The sequence below is a fragment of the Pseudomonas sp. FP2338 genome, assembly GCF_030687515.1.
GTDB lineage: Bacteria > Pseudomonadota > Gammaproteobacteria > Pseudomonadales > Pseudomonadaceae > Aquipseudomonas > Aquipseudomonas salomonii.
This window is the reverse complement of sequence record NZ_CP117436.1, coordinates 1366451-1382444: the sequence shown is the minus strand read 5'-3', so window position 1 is coordinate 1382444 and position 15994 is coordinate 1366451. Positions and strand designations below refer to the sequence as shown.

Annotated in this window: 28 protein-coding genes; 18 read left to right on the top strand and 10 right to left on the bottom strand. The window is 58.5% G+C overall.

Annotated elements, in window-relative coordinates; genetic code table 11:
* A complete protein-coding gene (locus PSH96_RS06090; protein ID WP_305458181.1) occupies window positions 1-150 on the bottom strand; it encodes a hypothetical protein in 150 nt (49 codons plus the stop codon).
* Between the two features lie 21 nt (window positions 151-171).
* Here PSH96_RS06090 and PSH96_RS06085 point away from each other — a divergent pair, with 21 nt between their 5' ends.
* Window positions 172-321: a hypothetical protein gene (locus tag PSH96_RS06085; protein ID WP_305458179.1), complete on the top strand. Its 150-nt coding sequence runs from the start codon at window positions 172-174 to the stop codon at window positions 319-321.
* Window positions 322-331: 10 nt separating this feature from the next.
* Here PSH96_RS06085 and PSH96_RS06080 read toward each other — a convergent pair whose 3' ends face one another.
* The 7 genes from PSH96_RS06080 to PSH96_RS06050 all read right to left on the bottom strand — a co-directional run bounded on the left by PSH96_RS06080 (window position 332) and on the right by PSH96_RS06050 (window position 4818).
* Entirely contained in the window at window positions 332-1612 is a 1281-nt protein-coding gene (locus PSH96_RS06080; protein WP_305458177.1) for a tyrosine-type recombinase/integrase, read from the bottom strand.
* Window positions 1609-2040 carry a VRR-NUC domain-containing protein gene (locus PSH96_RS06075; RefSeq protein ID WP_305458176.1) on the bottom strand — a complete coding sequence of 144 codons (432 nt, stop codon included), beginning with the start codon at window positions 2038-2040 and terminating at the stop codon, window positions 1609-1611. The genes PSH96_RS06080 and PSH96_RS06075 overlap by 4 nt, the downstream gene beginning before the upstream one ends.
* Window positions 2037-2333, bottom strand: a complete 297-nt coding sequence (locus PSH96_RS06070) for a DUF1364 domain-containing protein (RefSeq protein WP_305458174.1) — start codon at window positions 2331-2333, stop codon at window positions 2037-2039. Before PSH96_RS06070 ends, PSH96_RS06075 begins: the two co-directional genes overlap by 4 nt.
* Complete coding sequence (locus tag PSH96_RS06065; RefSeq protein ID WP_305458172.1) at window positions 2330-3013, bottom strand: replication protein P; 684 nt, start codon at window positions 3011-3013, stop codon at window positions 2330-2332. The genes PSH96_RS06070 and PSH96_RS06065 overlap by 4 nt, the downstream gene beginning before the upstream one ends.
* Window positions 3013-3762, bottom strand: coding sequence for a DnaT-like ssDNA-binding domain-containing protein (locus tag PSH96_RS06060; protein WP_305458170.1), 750 nt, complete (start codon window positions 3760-3762; stop codon window positions 3013-3015). Before PSH96_RS06060 ends, PSH96_RS06065 begins: the two co-directional genes overlap by 1 nt.
* A complete protein-coding gene (locus PSH96_RS06055) occupies window positions 3762-4424 on the bottom strand; it encodes a phage regulatory protein/antirepressor Ant (RefSeq protein WP_305459998.1) in 663 nt (220 codons plus the stop codon). The genes PSH96_RS06060 and PSH96_RS06055 overlap by 1 nt, the downstream gene beginning before the upstream one ends.
* A gap of 187 nt (window positions 4425-4611) precedes the next feature.
* Entirely contained in the window at window positions 4612-4818 is a 207-nt protein-coding gene (locus PSH96_RS06050) for a hypothetical protein (RefSeq protein WP_305458168.1), read from the bottom strand.
* A gap of 90 nt (window positions 4819-4908) precedes the next feature.
* Between PSH96_RS06050 and PSH96_RS06045 the strand changes: the two genes are divergently transcribed.
* Entirely contained in the window at window positions 4909-5736 is an 828-nt protein-coding gene (locus PSH96_RS06045) for a S24 family peptidase (RefSeq protein WP_305458166.1), read from the top strand.
* A gap of 38 nt (window positions 5737-5774) precedes the next feature.
* Here PSH96_RS06045 and PSH96_RS06040 read toward each other — a convergent pair whose 3' ends face one another.
* A complete protein-coding gene (locus PSH96_RS06040) occupies window positions 5775-6092 on the bottom strand; it encodes a DUF1654 domain-containing protein (protein ID WP_305458164.1) in 318 nt (105 codons plus the stop codon).
* Window positions 6093-6530: 438 nt separating this feature from the next.
* Here PSH96_RS06040 and PSH96_RS06035 point away from each other — a divergent pair, with 438 nt between their 5' ends.
* The 6 genes from PSH96_RS06035 (at window position 6531) to PSH96_RS06010 (ending at window position 9706) form a co-directional block, all read left to right on the top strand.
* Window positions 6531-6914 carry a LuxR C-terminal-related transcriptional regulator gene (locus PSH96_RS06035; protein WP_305458162.1) on the top strand — a complete coding sequence of 128 codons (384 nt, stop codon included), beginning with the start codon at window positions 6531-6533 and terminating at the stop codon, window positions 6912-6914.
* Window positions 6915-6977: 63 nt separating this feature from the next.
* The gene (locus tag PSH96_RS06030) at window positions 6978-7265 is read left to right on the top strand and encodes a hypothetical protein (protein WP_305458160.1); all 288 of its coding nucleotides are present in this window, start codon (window positions 6978-6980) and stop codon (window positions 7263-7265) included.
* 467 nt (window positions 7266-7732) lie between these two features.
* Window positions 7733-8095 (top strand): hypothetical protein, encoded by a 363-nt coding sequence (locus PSH96_RS06025; protein ID WP_305458158.1) that lies wholly within the window; start codon window positions 7733-7735, stop codon window positions 8093-8095.
* Window positions 8092-8406, top strand: coding sequence for a hypothetical protein (locus PSH96_RS06020; protein ID WP_305458156.1), 315 nt, complete (start codon window positions 8092-8094; stop codon window positions 8404-8406). Before PSH96_RS06025 ends, PSH96_RS06020 begins: the two co-directional genes overlap by 4 nt.
* A 91-nt stretch (window positions 8407-8497) precedes the next feature.
* On the top strand, window positions 8498-8845 hold the full coding sequence (locus tag PSH96_RS06015) for a hypothetical protein (RefSeq protein WP_305458154.1): 348 nt from the start codon (window positions 8498-8500) through the stop codon (window positions 8843-8845).
* Window positions 8846-8890: 45 nt separating this feature from the next.
* Window positions 8891-9706 (top strand): YfdQ family protein, encoded by an 816-nt coding sequence (locus tag PSH96_RS06010; RefSeq protein ID WP_305458153.1) that lies wholly within the window; start codon window positions 8891-8893, stop codon window positions 9704-9706.
* A 76-nt stretch (window positions 9707-9782) separates the two neighbouring features.
* On the opposite strand, the gene PSH96_RS06005 is transcribed toward PSH96_RS06010, so the two are convergent.
* Window positions 9783-10034, bottom strand: coding sequence for a hypothetical protein (locus PSH96_RS06005; protein WP_305458152.1), 252 nt, complete (start codon window positions 10032-10034; stop codon window positions 9783-9785).
* An 82-nt stretch (window positions 10035-10116) separates the two neighbouring features.
* On the opposite strand from PSH96_RS06005, the gene PSH96_RS06000 reads away from it, so the two are divergent.
* From PSH96_RS06000 to PSH96_RS05955, 10 genes are all read left to right on the top strand, one after another.
* Window positions 10117-10848, top strand: a complete 732-nt coding sequence (locus PSH96_RS06000; RefSeq protein WP_305458151.1) for an HNH endonuclease signature motif containing protein — start codon at window positions 10117-10119, stop codon at window positions 10846-10848.
* Window positions 10829-11071, top strand: a complete 243-nt coding sequence (locus PSH96_RS05995) for a hypothetical protein (protein WP_150056417.1) — start codon at window positions 10829-10831, stop codon at window positions 11069-11071. The genes PSH96_RS06000 and PSH96_RS05995 overlap by 20 nt, the downstream gene beginning before the upstream one ends.
* 44 nt (window positions 11072-11115) lie before the next feature.
* Window positions 11116-11673 carry a hypothetical protein gene (locus tag PSH96_RS05990; protein WP_305458149.1) on the top strand — a complete coding sequence of 186 codons (558 nt, stop codon included), beginning with the start codon at window positions 11116-11118 and terminating at the stop codon, window positions 11671-11673.
* Between the two features lie 10 nt (window positions 11674-11683).
* Complete coding sequence (locus tag PSH96_RS05985; RefSeq protein ID WP_305458147.1) at window positions 11684-11905, top strand: hypothetical protein; 222 nt, start codon at window positions 11684-11686, stop codon at window positions 11903-11905.
* On the top strand, window positions 11902-12690 hold the full coding sequence (locus PSH96_RS05980; protein WP_305458145.1) for a hypothetical protein: 789 nt from the start codon (window positions 11902-11904) through the stop codon (window positions 12688-12690). The genes PSH96_RS05985 and PSH96_RS05980 overlap by 4 nt, the downstream gene beginning before the upstream one ends.
* A gap of 78 nt (window positions 12691-12768) precedes the next feature.
* Entirely contained in the window at window positions 12769-13560 is a 792-nt protein-coding gene (locus PSH96_RS05975) for a hypothetical protein (RefSeq protein WP_305458143.1), read from the top strand.
* Window positions 13557-13757, top strand: a complete 201-nt coding sequence (locus tag PSH96_RS05970; RefSeq protein WP_305458142.1) for a hypothetical protein — start codon at window positions 13557-13559, stop codon at window positions 13755-13757. Before PSH96_RS05975 ends, PSH96_RS05970 begins: the two co-directional genes overlap by 4 nt.
* Before the next feature lie 559 nt (window positions 13758-14316).
* Window positions 14317-14697, top strand: a complete 381-nt coding sequence (locus PSH96_RS05965; protein WP_305458140.1) for a hypothetical protein — start codon at window positions 14317-14319, stop codon at window positions 14695-14697.
* Between the two features lie 86 nt (window positions 14698-14783).
* On the top strand, window positions 14784-14978 hold the full coding sequence (locus PSH96_RS05960; RefSeq protein ID WP_005785292.1) for a DUF4224 domain-containing protein: 195 nt from the start codon (window positions 14784-14786) through the stop codon (window positions 14976-14978).
* Between the two features lie 10 nt (window positions 14979-14988).
* The gene (locus PSH96_RS05955; RefSeq protein WP_305458138.1) at window positions 14989-15978 is read left to right on the top strand and encodes a tyrosine-type recombinase/integrase; all 990 of its coding nucleotides are present in this window, start codon (window positions 14989-14991) and stop codon (window positions 15976-15978) included.
* The last annotated feature ends 16 nt before the right edge of the window (window positions 15979-15994 follow it).

Here is a 15994-nt window from a genome sequence, read left to right as displayed (position 1 = left end):
TCAATCCCCCTTGTAAGACGAGCCGCCTGGCCCGCGACGGTTCGGTGTCTGGTATTCATCGACGATACAGCGAGCAGGGTTATTGCCGGCCAACTGGGGGCGCGCCTGACGAGCCAGCAGGCCCAGCTGGATAACCAGGTCCTGCATCATAAGAGGCTCAAGGGTTTCAGCATGGACGAAACCAGAAGAATGGCAGCCGATGCATTCAAGCTGATGAAACACACCCTGGATCAGGCCGGCACCACAGCAGGATGGGCACTCGGTCATCGGTATCTGGCGGCGCACAAAGGCGGGGCCACTGCTCTTTTTCATCATTTTTAAACCTCGCCTTTTATGGTTTCTGGATTTGGCTAGAGGCCTCGCCAACCAAGGCCTCGGCTGCATTGTGCGAATTTCCGTTTCTAGTCATGGTCGAGTGGTGAATCAGGCTGAAACCCTTCCCGTCTAACCAGTCATGCCACTTCACCAACGCCTCGCGCTTGAGCAGTTCGGCCGAGGTGTGGATGTAGGTCTGCACGTTTCGGGTCAGCGTGTGGTTGACCAGCATCTCGCCAATGAGGAAATCGACGCCCAGGTCAGTCCATCCGGTTCGGGCCACCTTGCGCAGGTCGTGGCTCGTCCACTCACCCTTGCCCAAGCGCGTGAACACGGCGCACGCCTGGCTGTCACTGATGGGCCCACGGCCACGCGCCGGGAACACGTAGGTGCCCTTGTAGCCTTTGGCTGACTGCCAGTCCCGATACCGCTCCAGCAGCGCGCACACCTGGTGGGTCAGCGGTAAGTGATGCTCGCAGCGGGTCTTGGTGTTCTCGGTGGGGATGAACCACTCGCCCTGCTCACCCAGGGTGAAGTGGGACCACTGCGCTTGCCTGGTCTCGCCGGCGCGCGTGCCGTGGCATAGCATCATCAGGGCCAGCATGCAGTCCTGTGGGTGCTGGTCGAAACCGGTGGCCAGTTCGCCAATCACTTCCTCGAGTTGGACGGCACGCAGGCGTGACGGCTTGGGCTGAATGCGGGCCTTGGTGAAGTCAGTGAACTTGAAGCCGGCGATGGGGTTGGCGGTGATCAGCCGCAGCTTCTCGGCCTGGCGGAACGCGACCACCAGCACGCCCCACATCAGACGGACGTAAGACAGGGACATTTCAGCCTGCATCGGCCACATCACCAGCTTGTCGAGCGTCGACCGGTCAACGTCCTCCACCACCAGGGTGCCGAGTCGGGGTTTCAGGTGGCACGAGATGATCGAGGTGTTGGTGGATCGGCGCTTGGACGACAGACTGCGGTCAACGGCCTGGCGGGCGGTGAACCAGTCGAGCAGCTCACCAACGGTCTGCAAAGTGCCAGCGGCGGCTGATGCTTTGGGGTCGGCGGCCAAACGCTCGCGGATCTTCGGCAACGCGACGATCAACCCCTTCGCCGGCAGCTGAGGAAACGCGGCGATCTTGTCCCACTTTCCGCCCGACACCAGGTACCAAGTGCCGCGATCGCGGTTTCGATGGAAGCGGAAGTACACGCCGGGATATCGCGCGTCACGCAGGTCACGGACTTCTGCGTTGCTGGCCTGCCGGCGAATCTCCGCATCGGTAAACGAAGTGAGCATTGTCTGGGTCATGCGGCGGCCTTTGTTTGAGGTTGAAGTAGGTAGGCCCTGATGGCCTCAATGGCGTCGACGTGCCCACGGCAGACGATGGCCAGGTAACCCTGCTCGGTAAGCGCCTGGAGGTATGCGTCCTGGGCCGGGGATACGGCAGCGTCATATGGCGCCCGAGCCTTGAATTCGATGTAAAGCCCAAAGTACCCGCCGCGAGCCATAGGCAGCACCAGGTCGGGAACGCCGGCCTTCACGCCCTGCTCTTTCAGCTTGATCGCCACCATCTTGTGCCGGTGCCCCCCGTTCGGGACGTGAAAAATCAACTTGGCGGCCACCGGGTAACGCAGCGCGATTTCCTTCATCAGCGCGGCCTGCTCCAGGCCTTCCCGGTCCACGGCCTTCGCACGCTTGGGTGCTGGGTTGAATGGCTTCACAGCAAACGGCTTCAAAGCTTCACCTTCCCTTCGCGAATGAGGATGTCCTGGGTGCGCATGACGCCCTCGGCGAGATACAGGCGGACCTCTTCACGGGTCAGTTGCACTGGTGCCTTGAGTCGGCCGTCCGCAATGTCGTGGCAGTAGGCGCACGCCCAAGCGCCTTGGAAGTCATTGGGCTTCATGCCCACGCCGCATGTGCCGGCCAGGCGGTAGTGCGCCAGCACGGTGGTGGACGGTTCGCAGGAGCAGCCCGGAAACCGAACCTGGCAGTCACGGTCACGGGCCGCCTCAGTGAGACGACTCACCGGGAGCCTCCGGCCAACTTGGCCCGCAGCTGGGCAAGGGCGCCATTCCCCACCTCCGGGGTGATTCTGCCATCGACCTTGGCGGGGAGCGCCTTCGGCATTGCCTGAAGAGGCAATCCGTCGAGCAATCGCCGAATGGTGATCGTGTAGTTCCGGTCGAACAGCTTCAGGCTCAGAGCAGCGTCGAGCTTGTTCAGGCTCTCGAACCCGCATTCCTTGGCTGTGTGCCAAACAGCATCGTGCGACCACTTGCCCTGCCCAGCCATGCCCGGATGGGCGTTACGCACGGCCTCACGGTGAGCAGCAGCCAGGGTTGGTAGACCGAGCATTTCCGGAGTTGGTTTGCACCATTCAATGAACTGACCCGGGCTCGGGATAAAGTCGGAGACCTGCTTTCGCGCCTTGATCATGCCGAATTCGATCTGACCCTGGGTGCGGATGCCTTCGTCGAGGAATGCCTGCATCCACTGCACCTTGGCGGCCTGGTAGGTCTCCTTGTCCGGCCATGCCTGACGCCACGCCGAACGAATCAGGCGAAGCTCAGTGAACAGATCATTGATAGCCACGGCCATCTGACGGCGGCCTTCATCCTGCGGAGCTTGCGCCTCGTCTGCCGAGATGAACTCGCCTGCCTTAGCATTGGCCCAAAGGCCCTGGGTTACTGCGGCTACCTGCTTCATCACGATTGCACTCCGTTCTGCCAGTCGGTGCTTTCATCATCAAACTCGGACGCGGCCGTCGGCCTCTGCCGAATGGGCGTGACGTTAGTGGCGGCTGATCGGTTCTTGTCGTTCAGCACCCACTTGACCAACATCTGCACCCACTCAGCCTGAGTGTTCACTTGCCCGCGCGGCTCGTAGTGAGCAGTGAATGCGCGGCGCGCCTCTTCGGTAAACAGGTCTAGCGCTACGCCAGAGTGAACCGAGTAGGTTTTCAGCAGCTTGTCATCAGGATTCCAGTCGAGGGTCATTTCGCTTGGCATGCGAGGGTCAACGCATCCACGCGCAGAGAGAGGTTCTTTATTCTTCTCTAAATCTTCTTTAGGTAACGCACCGCTAACGTTCGAAGCGTTACCTTTTGCGTTACTGGCTTTGTGGTTTGCCACGCGTTTAGCCGTAAGAAGCCTGTTTTTAGCGGTCTTTCCGTTGTGTCGATCAAAGTGTGGGAGGCTTATCACGCCTTCGGCCTCGATCATCCAATCAACAGATTTCATGTGTTCACAGAAACCGATAACGCCAACCAGACGATCAAGTAACTTTTTACTAACGTTCGGAGCGTTACCGTTTTCGGTTTGTTGGTCGAACCATCCCCACACACGCATCAGCTTGCCGACTACGGCATCTGGGTCGATGTCTGCCAAGTCCGCGATCTGGCAAACCTCAGGTTTATCAAGGGTGGTGAGTTCGAATTTTATCCAATCGCCGGCCATTACGCGGCCTCCTGCAGTAGTTCAGCGAGGCGTGTCAGGCCCTTTGGAGTGATCATTGGGGCGAAGGCCGCACGGTCGATTCCGGTCTCTGGATCAGGCTTCAACGCAGTTACCTTATGGGTCATGAACCCGGAGGTTATGCGGGGTTGGTATGCGACCCATCGTTTGCAGCCGTGGCGGCGGAATATCCAGCGGTGCTGTTCAAGCCAGGCGAAGAGTCGAGATGGCGCCACACCAAGTTGCTTGGCAGCGTCAGTGATGCATATAGCCCCGCCGGCAGCTGCAAGCCGCTTGATCGCGGCCACCTTGGGCGCCTGATCTGAAACCAATCGCTGAAGCTCACCGTTTCTGTCTGCGAGATCGGCGGCAAGGCGCAGTGCTTCTGGAAGGGATTGGGGAATGGCTACGTGTCGTGACACGTTTTCAATCTCGTGCAAGCGTGTCACGACACGATGGCGAAGCGGTACGCTGTAGCCGGTCAGCAGTGTCATGACGAGGTCAGGCGGAAGCAGGTACTCGGTTTGCTTGCGATTCGAGGCGTCGAAATAGATGCATCCAAATTTGGATGCATCTAAGTTCAGCTCCGCCAGGTTGTGCTTGATGTCGCGCACGACGTGGTGATGCTGCTTTCCGGTTAGATCAGCGACCTCCCGGCTTGACATGGTGACGGTATTGCTTGGAGCGACGAGTGTGTTCATAATGGCCCCACAAGTTTTATTGCTGTTGAAAGGACCGCCCTGCCAGGCGGTTTTTTTATGTCTGCGATTTAGGAACTGTATGAATTAACAGCTGATCCAGAATCTCTATCTGCCCTCCCCGGCTCAGGGGAAAATGGCCTCGTTGAAATGTTTAAGCGGACTGCTTCATCGCTTGGGCCGGGTCATCGTCTCGTTTGGCAACCAATGCACCGTCGGACTCTTTTTCAAGAACGCACTGCATTGGGTACGAAAATCCGCCCGCCGCGCGGCACTGGGAAACGCGGCTACCGCTAACACGGAGCGCGTCACCGATGGCGCGGCCGGTGCGGAAATGTTTCAGGGCTTCGTCGAAGGTCATGGGGTGCGTCTCCGTTGTCTTCGGCGAGTTTAGAGTTCTTAACAATACAAGGCAAGTTATCTAAACACTGAAATGTTTAGAATCCTAAATATGGACTTTAAAGACCGCGTGACCTCACGCATGAAGGCGCTCAATCTCAGCGCCACCGACATCAGCAAGCTGACTGGCGTATCGAAAGCCACGGTCAGTTTCTGGGTGAGCGGGACGAATGGCGCGAAAGGCAAAAATCTCTTGGCGCTGGCGAAGGCACTGGATTGCTCACCGGATTGGCTTTCCGATGGAGTCGGCTCTCCGGATCATGCATCCACCGACGACACCAAGGCTGGCATGTCCACGGTTGAGCTGATGGCCAAAATGCTTGCGTCTCGGGCTGGAAAGAATCTTTCGGAAAAGGCTCGGGAGACGATGCTCGCAGCAGCCGAGCAAGCCGATAGCCCAATCGAACAAGACAGGAGTTACGTTGCCAGGAACCTCGCGAGCCTTCGACCAACCAATGAGGAAATTGTCATTCCTCAATACGATATCCGAGCCGCGATGGGGCATGGCCAAGTTCCTCCCGATTACACAGAGGTCGTTCGGAACCTTGTGGTGCGCGAGGAAATTCTTCGGGAAAAAGGGGTCACCTACACCTCCGCGTCATCGCTGGCCATGATCAATGGCTGGGGTCAGAGCATGGAAGGAACCATCAATGATAAAGACCTGGTCATAGTCGACAAGGGCGTGCGGGACTTCATTGGTGAGGGGATCTACGTTCTTACTTGGCATGGCGAGTTGTATATCAAGCGGGTCATGCGCCTGGACGAAGAGTGCTACAGGTTGATATCCGACAATAAACACTACGAAAACCAGACGGCCCGTATAGACGATGTGACGATCCACGCAAAGGTGCTGCTGATCTGGAATGCCCGAAAGGCATAAATAAAAGCCCGCAACCGTAGCGGGCTTTTTTGTGCATCTCAGAAAGGCGCCGCCTCTTCCACCGCATCTAACTCAGCATGATCCTGGACCCGAGGATCTTCGTCGGCCGCGGCTTCCCAGCTCAGAGTCACGGAATCATCTTCGTCGTTAAACGTCATCTCAATGCCATCGACTTCGGCGAGCACGCCCATAACTTCATCCCACTCGCGATCCCCATCGCTGTCAAGCCTGTGGATGGTCGCCCATTTCCGATCTTGGGCTATGGGGTGGTTGATCATGCTGGACACCCTGAGTGTCAGACGTTCAACTCCTGAAACAGGCGTCTGCTGTTGATTTTTCTTCTGAGGGCTCGCCATCAGCTGCTCCTTGATTGCTGTATATCCATACAGGTTTAGCCTCAGGTTATCCGAAGTTTTCTAATTGCGTAAGTCTTGACGCGATCATCGTTCGGGCGTACTCGGCCGCCACAAAAGTTAAGATAACTAAAATAAACGTTGACGAATTCTGTTTAGTTTTCTAAATTCACCCCATCGCCGGATAACAACCGGCCAGATGGAAGGCAGCGATGAACCGGCCTAAACGGTTCAGAGGGTTGGCAACTGACCCGGGCGTGCAGCGTAAAGCGCCAAGACGAGTTATCCAGCGGGAGAACAAGCCGAAAGGCCCGCGGCTGGAGAAACAATTTGATGAGGCCGGCGGCAGCGCCAGTAGCGGGAAGCCGGCAAGCGACACCAGAAGATTTCACGTCAGCGCCTATATCGGGCGCTTTCGGAAACCAACCGGGAGTCACATTGATGGAAGCAACAATCGTCAGCGGCGCATGGAAGGGTCACCTCGGACGCGGCCTTGCGCCAAAAGAATTGCAGTACCTGCTCGGCGCTGCCCAGGGCATGACGGCCAAAGAGATTGCCCGTCAGTTCGACGTTGCAGCCTGCACCGTGGCAAAGCGTCTTTCCTGCGCAATGTTCAAGCTCGGCGTGAACCGCCAGACCGCAATGATCGCCGAGGCCATGCGCCGGCAGATCATTTCACCGATGTGCTTTGTCCTGGCTGCACTGATTGCCATGCACGCAATGATCGGTGATGACGCCATGCGCCGTGACCGCCGAGTGCCCGAGCGACGTACTGCCCAGGTTCGAGTGCTGCGCCAAGCGGAACGGCCAAGTCTCACCGCCTAAACCACAGCATCACTGAAGCACCTTCTCGCGAGGGTGCTTTGGGATGACAGAGAGGATAGGAATATGAAAAGCGTCGCTGAAGATCTACCGAAAGTAGAAGCGCCTTCACTGCAAGCACGCATAGAGGCGGCACTAATGACGCTGGCTTGCCAGGGAGATCCAGGGCTACGGACAAAACTTAGCCTGATGTACCCCAGCCAAGACATCGAAAAACAAAGCTGTTTGAAGTTTGCAACGATCGTTCTCAGCCGGACGATAGCTGCTTCATTACAAGCTTTGCCTCGTCCGCAGATTGAGACGATTTCGAGAGAGTTAGCCGGATATCTGTCTTCAGAATTCGAATGTCCGTAACACCGTGCCAAAAGCCGTTCCCCACGCGAATGGCGTCGCCAACTTTAATGGCGTCATCACTTTCGTAGTACTTGGGGCATGAGTCATCAGCGTCGTACAGGTACAGCAATTTGAATTTGCGCATGGCAAGTTCGCCCTCCTTTGCAGGCTGTGTTGTGTGAGAGCGCTCAGCCTAGCGCAAAGCCCGTCACCTGGGCAGTGGTGAACTGGCCGCCGGCCAATACCTTTTCAGATCATTCAACGCGGAGGATTGGCAGCCATGTAAAAGCACAGATACCTGCACGGCCCCAAAGGGCTCTGCCGGCTTGTCACGTACGGAGGCGTTTGTGACAGAACGAAAAGCCCGGTTTCGACTGGGCTTTTTTACGCCTTGCCTTTACCCGTCAGCACCCTCCCCTGCGCCCAACGGCAACCAGCAGGCGGTCAGGGTGCTGACGAATAAACGCAACCACAACCAAGGAGTCGGCATGAACCCAGCCATCCAACAAAGCAAAGCCGTTCTGCAGGCCCTGCGGGAACGTGTTTCGCTTTCCACTTCGGAGATGTACATGAAGATCGGTCGCGAAGAACCAGTGAAGGTGCCCCGCTTCAACGTGGTACCGCTCGGCAAGAACCTGTTCGATGTGGTGGAGCGCTCCACCGGCGTTTCCCGCGGCGCACGCACTGGCCACGACGGCGCCTGTCAGTACGCCGACCAGCTCGAGCGCAACGCCGATTTCTTCAGCGCTGCCAAGGCAACGTCACGGAGTTTCGGTTTCCGCATGCTGCGCTGGACGATTGGCTTCTCGGCAATGATGGTGCTGTTCGCCTACTACGGTACGCAGCCATGATCGGCGTGCCAATGCCCAACCCTCGGGACTCGATCATCGACAACCTGAACCAGCAGCTGGACGCTTACTTCGGCGCCAGTAAGTCAGTTCAAGTCATCCCGAACGGCGTCGGAGTCGACGGGCCATTCAACGGGACCACTGCGCACCACGAACGTCTGCGGAAAGAACGCGACAAGCTGGCACCGGCAGTGCGCGCCGAAGCTGCCAAGGGCGTAGTCGCCAGCGTGGCAGCAAAGAACCTGGGCATGCACATCAAGCGCGTGACGCTGATCGCCCAGGAGAACGGCTTCAAGTTCGCCGACACCCCATGAAGCGCATCAGCAACCAGGTGCGACAGCGCCTTCGCCAATCTCAATTCAACCTCCCACCCAGCGGCCTGCAGGCCATCCCGGAGAAACAGCCATGTCCACAGCAACAGATACAGCCGAGTTTCTTGAAGAACTCAACGGCGGCGCTTTCGCCAGCCAAATCGGCCACGCCATCTCCGAAGTAGCGGGTGGTGTGGTCGACCACGGCAAGGCCGGAAAACTGGTGATCACTTTGGACTTCAGCCAGATCGGTGAATCGCATCAGGTGAAGATCAAGCACAAGCTCGATTACAAAGTGCCGACCAAACGCGGCACCCGTAGCGAGAACACCAGCCTCGACACACCGATGCACGTGGGCACCGGTGGCCGCGTGACCCTCTTCGCCGAGAAGCATGACCAGCTTTTCAGCCGCGACGACGCGCCAATTCCCAAGCGCACCTGATCGACCCCGCCGCACCCTCCCTCCCGCAATCCAAGGAAATAACCGATGTCACTTACCAAAGAAGCAATTCAGCTCATCACTGATACGGCGCTGGAAGCCACCGGCAAGAAGCTGGAAACACTGGTTCCTACCGTGGTGCTGCCGGAAAGCGCCAAAATCTTTGATCTTGAACGATTCCAGGCCGGGCGCAGCCGATTCCGCGGCACCTACAGCACCCACTCGCTGGCAGATTTCAGCGCCTACGTGGTTGAGCGCGCAGCACTTGGCGCCCGGGGTTTCATCGATCAGGATGCAATGAGCTGTGTCCTGCTGTTCAACCTGGGCACCGCCGATGTACCTGGCCACGCTGATGATCGCGCCGTCCTCAAGCTGAAGCCAACCGCAGGCTACACCGCCGCCCAGCAAATCGGCGGGCGCGGCATCAGCCAGAAAGACTTGAGCGACTGGATCGAAGACTGGCACCAATACCTCACGCCGGTTGATGAGGCCGGAAACGCTATCCCAGTGGCCAAGGCCATTGCCGCCGTGCGCACGATCACCATCAAGGCGTCGAGCGAATCGGAAACCAACGTGGGCGAGACCAGCGCCAGCCGCAGCGCCATGGATCAAATCGAGGCTCGCAGCAAGGAAACCCTGCCAGTGTCCCTGCAATTCAGCACGATCCCGTTCGAAGGTCTGACCGAACAGCAGATCAGCCTTCGCCTGTCGGTCATCACCAGCGGCTCGCAGCCAGTACTGAAACTGCGTTGGGTTGGCGAAGAGGTTCAACGCGAAGACATCGCTCAGGAGTTCAAAACGGTTCTTCAGGACAAGATCGGTGAGGCAGCGACGTTGTCTCTCGGCGCGTTCGATCCGAAGTGACCCGGTAGGCTAGATCCTGCTGATGATTCAGCAGGATTCGGGAGGGGGATGAGGTGTTTATTCTCAAGACGAAGCCTTAGTCCTGCCAGTATTTGGCAACGAATTTGTCAGAGATCTCCTTGCCCGCCTCCACCGCCTGTTCATATGAACTCCAGTTCTTATCGCGAGTGCCGGCCACTAGAACGTCGCCTTTATATTTGTACAGCGCTACGACTTGTGTGGGCACGGGATCGGAATTCGCTCCCCAGCTGAATGTGATGACAAATTTTTCACCGTGAAGACGGTCGTCGTAATCCACCGATGGCATGCGATCAACTAACAACTGCATTTATTTCTCCTTGATCCGGCTCCATGCCGGTCACCCGTAATACCCCATATCAACGAATCACGCCAGCCGGCGAGGATCAGCCATGAACCCGATTGCTCAGCAGGCGCTCGCCCAGGCAAGGGAGCGCCTAAGTGATGTTCCCGGTCGTCGCGCCAAAGATCGAAAGCCGTGGACACTTCATGATGAGTCGCGGCTGGTGCTCATTTATCCAGATACGCCGATGCCAGAGCTCATTACGATTTTCAGGCGACCGTACTGGTCCATATACAATAAGGCCTACGCACTCGGGCTTCGCCGCAGCGATGAGTACCTGGCCAGCGAGCACGCCTGCAGGCTTCGACGCGAAGACAACCCCGGCGTAGGGTCGAGATTCCAGAAGGGGCAAACCTCATGGAACAAGGGCATCAGTTACGTCGCTGGAGGTAGGTCAGCGGAAACGCGCTTCAAGGCCGGAACCTTAAGTGGCAAGGCCGCCATGCTGCTCCAGCCCGTCGGCACCGAGCGAGTGACAAAGGACGGTATCCGACAGCGCAAGATTCGTGACGACGGGCCACCTCAGCGCCGCTGGAAGTCTGTGCACATGATCCTCTGGGAAGAAACGAACGGAGCTGTGCCGCCTGGGCACATAGTCGTTTTCCGTGACAAGAACACCAAGAACATCGATGTCGGCAACCTTGAGCTCATCAGTAGAGCCGAGAACATGCGCCGCAACACCATCCACCGGTACCCGCCGGAACTCAAAGAAACCATTCGCCAACTCGGCAAGCTCAAAAGAGCCATCAGCGAGGCGCCCAATGAAAAACAAGATGACTGACTTGCGAGACCACCTGTTCGCCACCCTGGAAGCCTTGCAAGACCCTGATAAGCCGATGGAGATCGAGCGCGCGAAGGCCATCGCCGACGTCGCCAAGGTGCTGGTTGATTCGGCCAAGGTCGAGGTTGCGTTCATCGTCGCGATGGATGGCGATGTGGAGACCACAGGATTTATTGAGTCCGCAAGGGCGCTCCCAAGCCCGCAAACATCCACTCGTCAATAACTCCCCCACTCCACCGCCCGGGCATGGCCCGGCAAGGACTCCCCGTGATCGACTTGTTCTGGCGCCTGGTCGCCAAGCTGCTTGCGCGGCCGGCGGTTACCGCCTGGCTCATCACCCGCGCGCAGCGCACCCCGTACCTGCACATCATGTCCGCCGACGGCGCCGAGATGTACATGGGCCGCTGGTGGCTGTTCAACCCATACTCACGCGACACGCACAAGCCAGCGCTGTGGTGGTGCCCGTGGTCGTTCCGCATCCACCACATTATGCGGCACGACGAAGACCGGGATCTGCATGACCACCCGTGGAATGCGCGCACCATCATCCTGCGCGGCTGGTACACGGAACAACGATTGCTCGACCACGATGACCCGGTGCTGTCTGGCCTGAACGTGCCGACCGGCGCCCAGGCTACCGAATACATCGACCGCCACGCCGGCGACACCGCCCGCCTCAAACACGGCGAGTACCACCGCATCGACCAGATATCACCAAGCGGCGTCTACACCCTCTTCATCACCAGCAAGTGGCGTGGTGACTGGGGCTTTCTGGTAAACGGCGTGAAGGTGCCATGGCGCACCTACACAGGCACAGACAATTGAGGTTTTGAGCATGAGCAAGCCAATTCAAACGGTTGAAGAACTGGACGCAGTGCTGCACTGGCGCCGAAAGCACGACAAGGCAATCAGGGAGCTCGACGCTGGGAAAGATCGCGAGGCGGCCCTTCAACAGCGCCTGACCGCAGCGGATCAGCAGATAGATGATTTGCGGGCTGAACTCAAGGCTGTACGCCTGGGCCCCTGCAAGATGATCGTCGGAGACGAATTGCCATGACCACCAACCAAACGATTGACGGCGTGCCGCGTGCTGATCTTGAGGCGGCCTTAAAGGCCGATGCAAGTCGTGGCGCAACGGCTTCTGAGCTGGTCGCAGGATGGGCCGCCATGGAAAGGCTGCGAGCACTGCTGGATGCGCGTCACCCATCCGAAGACGAATTAATCGCCAACGGCCTGGGCTATCCGTTTTCCAAGCAAGAGGCCGTACAGCTGTACTACTCAGGCTTCAAAACGGAACCCATCACTGTCCTTGAGGCTTGGGACGCAATCGGCCATGACATAGGATGCAACCCAAGCAAGGAGGAGTTGCTGGACTCCCTGCGCAACATGGCAGCGATTTGTGATGCGCATGGAAACGATATGCCAGCCGCCCAGCCCCATGGCGAGCCGGTAGCTTGGATTGCCTGGAGCGGGGGCGATTGCCCTGTAGATGCTGATTCCATCGTCGAGTACGCGATGGCTTGCAACCCTCAACAGGTGTGCGGTCCTGAGGCTGCTTGCCGTCTTGACTGGCGCCACGATCAACGTCCAACGAAGCGCAAACCTAACATTGTCAAATACCGGGAAATCGCCGAGCAGCCCGCGACGGTAGCGGTGCTGCTGGCCGAGAGAGATGAATTCGTGAGCTGGGTGCGCCGAGAGTGGCCGCAGGCGCCACTCAGCAATGTTCGCGACCTGCTGCCGAAAGACGACCCGCGTTACGGCGAATATTGCGACGAAGCCCTCCAGCGAGCATGGGTTGGTTGGCAGGCCAGGGCTGCAGTAGTAGCTAAATCCCGATAGGAGTACATCCGTACTCCACCCGCAAAACCTGTAACCCCTCCCCTTCAAAGTCAGCCGCTATAGCGGCAAGGACGACTCATGTCTCAAGTAAAGGAACGGCCGATCCTGTTCTTGGCGCCGATGGTGCGCGCCATCCTGGAAGGCCGGAAGACGGTCACGCGCCGGGCAGTGAAGACTCAGCCCCGCTCGAAAGCCGACATCGGCAGCTATGGCCTGGGCCAGCCGTTCATTCGTAACCCTGATGTGACGAAGCCTAACCCTGAGTGCCCCTATGGACGGCCCGGCGACCGGCTGTGGGTGCGCGAGACTTGGCAAGACGTTCATCCGGTCCAAGTTATTGACCGCTACTCACAGCTTGGCCGCGCCGGGATACCTGGCCCTCCAGGCGTGACGTACCAGACAATCTATCGAGCGGATGGTGAATATCCGAAAGTCCACTACACGCACGAGCATCCCTACCGCTGCATAGTGCCTGACCCAAACCACGGTTTTCTCGGCCCGGCAGATTCAGGGTGGACAGGGTGGACCCCCAGTATCCATATGCCCCGCTGGGCCAGCCGCATCCTGCTGGAGATCACAGACGTGCGCGTTGAGCGGTTGCAGGACATCAGCGAAGATCAATGCATCGCCGAAGGGATACACCCAGTCCCAAAAACGAACGAACACTCACACCAATTCTGGCGTGACTACCACCTGAGTGGCGACGGCACTTTCTGCGTGCGCACTCCCAAGGAGTCGTTCAAGTCGCTCTGGTGTCATGTCGCCGGCGGCTCATTCCCAAAAGGCGAGGCTGCATACAAGGCATCTCCACATAGCTGGGACGCCAACCCGTGGGTCTGGGTGGTCGAGTTCAAGCGGGCGATGCCATGACCTTCGGAAAATGGTTTGCCATCGCGGCCATCGTCGCCCTGATCGCCTTCCTCTGGAACCTGGCAAACGAACAGGACCGGCGCTGGCAGGAGTTCGCCCAGGCACACAACTGCAAGCGCGTGGAGTCGCAACCGGGGATATATACGCCCCGTTTGGTCGGCTGGTCTTGCAACAACGGCATGACGTACTGGAGATGAAAAAATGATCGCCACCCCGCAAACCGTACCTGACGCCGGCACCGGAATGCTGCCGATTCGCCTTCAAAGGCATGGCGTACCCGGCGAGGTTTATCCGTGCCCGACTCATACCGGTGATAGCTGCAGCTCCTGCGGCGGCACTGGCATGCGCGCCATCTGCAACAAGACGGATTGCCATGAGCATGGGTGCCAAGGCGGTTGTTCGCGCACCGCCGAGGACTATCGAATCCAGCAGCGGCACAAATCGCGAGCGGAGGCAAAGACATGATCGCCACCCTCTGGTTCGCCTACGTCTTCATCTACAAGGTCGGCAGGCCATGATCACCTTGGAGCAAATTCGGGATGAGGTGGCTGACCGAAAAGCCGTAGATCACCACACCCGCTGCCGTGATTGCGGTCACTTCGTGCCGAAAGAGCGGTGGGTGCCGAGGGAATCCCCACATGCCGCGCGCGGGCAGCGTCCACTCTGTGCACCTTGCTTCGACGAATACGAAGGCCCGTTCTACTAACCCCAATCCCCCTACATGCCTGCCGGTGAGCGGCGGGCGAGGTATGCGCTATGCCTGAAATAAAGTGTCTCCACGGCTGCTCGATGAGCATTGGCACAGATGATTGGGTGGCAGCCCTGACTCTGGACCAGATGCGCTACGCCCGCGACCAGATGGCCGACAAGATCAAGACGGCCGAGGCTCAGCCTAAGCGCACGATCTGGCGTGTTTGCTGCAGCAGCACGTGCATTGCGAACTATCGCGAGGACCAGTACGAGAAAGCAGCCGATCACCTTCTTCGAATCTTCAAGGAAACGTTCATGGAAGAGGCTGCCGACTACGTGAAAAAGCCTTTCGGCACTGAGACCTTCCGCCGGCAACTGCCAAGTATCGAAATCGAGCGGGTCACGCAGCACGAATACGATACCGAGTGGTTCCCCGCAAAACCCTAACCCACCTTCTGCCGCCCAGCGCGGCAAGGACACCAAATTAAATTGATAAAGAAAGCGCGGCCCGGCAGGGTCTGCGGGAGGTAGGTATGTTTTTGACAGCAGAGGAAGTTGCCGACCTGACCGGATATAAAAAGCCAGGGGCACAGATAAAGTGGCTGACCGCCGAACGATACGGGTTCGCGGTAGGTGGTGATGGGCACCCAAAGGTGCTGCGCCAAGTTGTCATTGGGCGGCTGGGTGGTATTCAATCAAGGAAGGGGCCGGAGTTGCGGCTGTGCTGAGGTGAGATAGATGCGACCGCGCAAGAAAGACCGGCACCTGCCGGCGTGCATGTACCAGAAGCACGGCGCGTACTATTTGGTCCGCAAGGGCAAGTGGGTGCGCCTCGGCACAGAGTTTCAGGCGTCTCTCGCCGAGTACGCCATGCTGCTGGACAAGCGCAGCCTGGGCGGGATGCCCAAACTGATCGACGACGCGCTCGAGCACATGCGCACCAGGACTAAACCTGCGCTGAAGCCGAACACGCTCAAGCAATACGAGGCGGCGGCCGAGCGATTGAAGGAAAACTTCGCCGACTTCGAACCGCGCGAAGTGCTTCAGCGGCACGTCGTCGCGCTCAAGCTACACATGGCGGACACGCCGAACATGTCGAACCGGGTGATCTCGGTGCTGCGGGCAGTCTTCACCTACGCCCTAGAGCAGCAGATTGTCGATTCTAATCCGTGTATCGGCGTGCGCCGGCACTTGGAGCACAAGCGCGACAGGTACATAACGCACGGCGAATTCCAGGCGATCTGCGCCAACTCAAGCGACAACATGCGAGTCATCTATGAGATGTGCTACCTGACCGGCCAGCGCATCGGTGACGTGCTGGCCATCCGGCTGGCCGACATAAGCCCCGAGGGCATCGCCTTCAAACAGGAGAAGACGAACGCGAGGCTGCTGGTGCAGATGACGCCAGACTTGGAAGACCTGGTAGCCCGTGCTAAGGCGCTTCCACGGAAGATCCGCGGGCTCACGTTGTTCTGCTCGCCGCGCGGCGGCAAGCCGGTGCACTACAGCTCGGTTAAAGATGCGTTTGCGATCAGTTGCAAGAAGGCTGGCGTCGAGGATGCCAGCCTCCACGACCTGCGCGCCAAGTCGCTTTCGGACACCGATGACCAGGGAAACGATGCACAGAAGCTCGGTGGCCACACCGACGCCAAGATGACGCAACGTTATCTGCGCCTGCGCAAAATCAACGTAGGCCTGCCGCCAACAATGCCTAAAAAATCCCTGTAGTATTAGACAGATGTGA

Coding starts and splice junctions, on each gene's coding strand:
- PSH96_RS05985 (WP_305458147.1), top strand. CDS start 11,684: ATGAGCAAGCCAATTCAAACGGTTGAAGAACTGGACGCAGTGCTGCAC.
- PSH96_RS05955 (WP_305458138.1), top strand. CDS start 14,989: ATGCGACCGCGCAAGAAAGACCGGCACCTGCCGGCGTGCATGTACCAG.
- PSH96_RS05970 (WP_305458142.1), top strand. CDS start 13,557: ATGACCTTCGGAAAATGGTTTGCCATCGCGGCCATCGTCGCCCTGATC.
- PSH96_RS06040 (WP_305458164.1), bottom strand. CDS start 6,092: ATGGCGAGCCCTCAGAAGAAAAATCAACAGCAGACGCCTGTTTCAGGA.
- PSH96_RS06080 (WP_305458177.1), bottom strand. CDS start 1,612: ATGACCCAGACAATGCTCACTTCGTTTACCGATGCGGAGATTCGCCGG.
- PSH96_RS06065 (WP_305458172.1), bottom strand. CDS start 3,013: ATGAAGCAGGTAGCCGCAGTAACCCAGGGCCTTTGGGCCAATGCTAAG.
- PSH96_RS06000 (WP_305458151.1), top strand. CDS start 10,117: ATGAACCCGATTGCTCAGCAGGCGCTCGCCCAGGCAAGGGAGCGCCTA.
- PSH96_RS06015 (WP_305458154.1), top strand. CDS start 8,498: ATGTCCACAGCAACAGATACAGCCGAGTTTCTTGAAGAACTCAACGGC.
- PSH96_RS06025 (WP_305458158.1), top strand. CDS start 7,733: ATGAACCCAGCCATCCAACAAAGCAAAGCCGTTCTGCAGGCCCTGCGG.
- PSH96_RS05965 (WP_305458140.1), top strand. CDS start 14,317: ATGCCTGAAATAAAGTGTCTCCACGGCTGCTCGATGAGCATTGGCACA.
- PSH96_RS06010 (WP_305458153.1), top strand. CDS start 8,891: ATGTCACTTACCAAAGAAGCAATTCAGCTCATCACTGATACGGCGCTG.
- PSH96_RS06005 (WP_305458152.1), bottom strand. CDS start 10,034: ATGCAGTTGTTAGTTGATCGCATGCCATCGGTGGATTACGACGACCGT.
- PSH96_RS06045 (WP_305458166.1), top strand. CDS start 4,909: ATGGACTTTAAAGACCGCGTGACCTCACGCATGAAGGCGCTCAATCTC.
- PSH96_RS06050 (WP_305458168.1), bottom strand. CDS start 4,818: ATGACCTTCGACGAAGCCCTGAAACATTTCCGCACCGGCCGCGCCATC.
- PSH96_RS06085 (WP_305458179.1), top strand. CDS start 172: ATGGACGAAACCAGAAGAATGGCAGCCGATGCATTCAAGCTGATGAAA.
- PSH96_RS06030 (WP_305458160.1), top strand. CDS start 6,978: ATGAAAAGCGTCGCTGAAGATCTACCGAAAGTAGAAGCGCCTTCACTG.
- PSH96_RS06055 (WP_305459998.1), bottom strand. CDS start 4,424: ATGTCAAGCCGGGAGGTCGCTGATCTAACCGGAAAGCAGCATCACCAC.
- PSH96_RS06090 (WP_305458181.1), bottom strand. CDS start 150: ATGATGCAGGACCTGGTTATCCAGCTGGGCCTGCTGGCTCGTCAGGCG.
- PSH96_RS05980 (WP_305458145.1), top strand. CDS start 11,902: ATGACCACCAACCAAACGATTGACGGCGTGCCGCGTGCTGATCTTGAG.
- PSH96_RS06020 (WP_305458156.1), top strand. CDS start 8,092: ATGATCGGCGTGCCAATGCCCAACCCTCGGGACTCGATCATCGACAAC.
- PSH96_RS06035 (WP_305458162.1), top strand. CDS start 6,531: ATGGAAGCAACAATCGTCAGCGGCGCATGGAAGGGTCACCTCGGACGC.
- PSH96_RS05960 (WP_005785292.1), top strand. CDS start 14,784: ATGTTTTTGACAGCAGAGGAAGTTGCCGACCTGACCGGATATAAAAAG.
- PSH96_RS05975 (WP_305458143.1), top strand. CDS start 12,769: ATGTCTCAAGTAAAGGAACGGCCGATCCTGTTCTTGGCGCCGATGGTG.
- PSH96_RS06060 (WP_305458170.1), bottom strand. CDS start 3,762: ATGGCCGGCGATTGGATAAAATTCGAACTCACCACCCTTGATAAACCT.
- PSH96_RS05995 (WP_150056417.1), top strand. CDS start 10,829: ATGAAAAACAAGATGACTGACTTGCGAGACCACCTGTTCGCCACCCTG.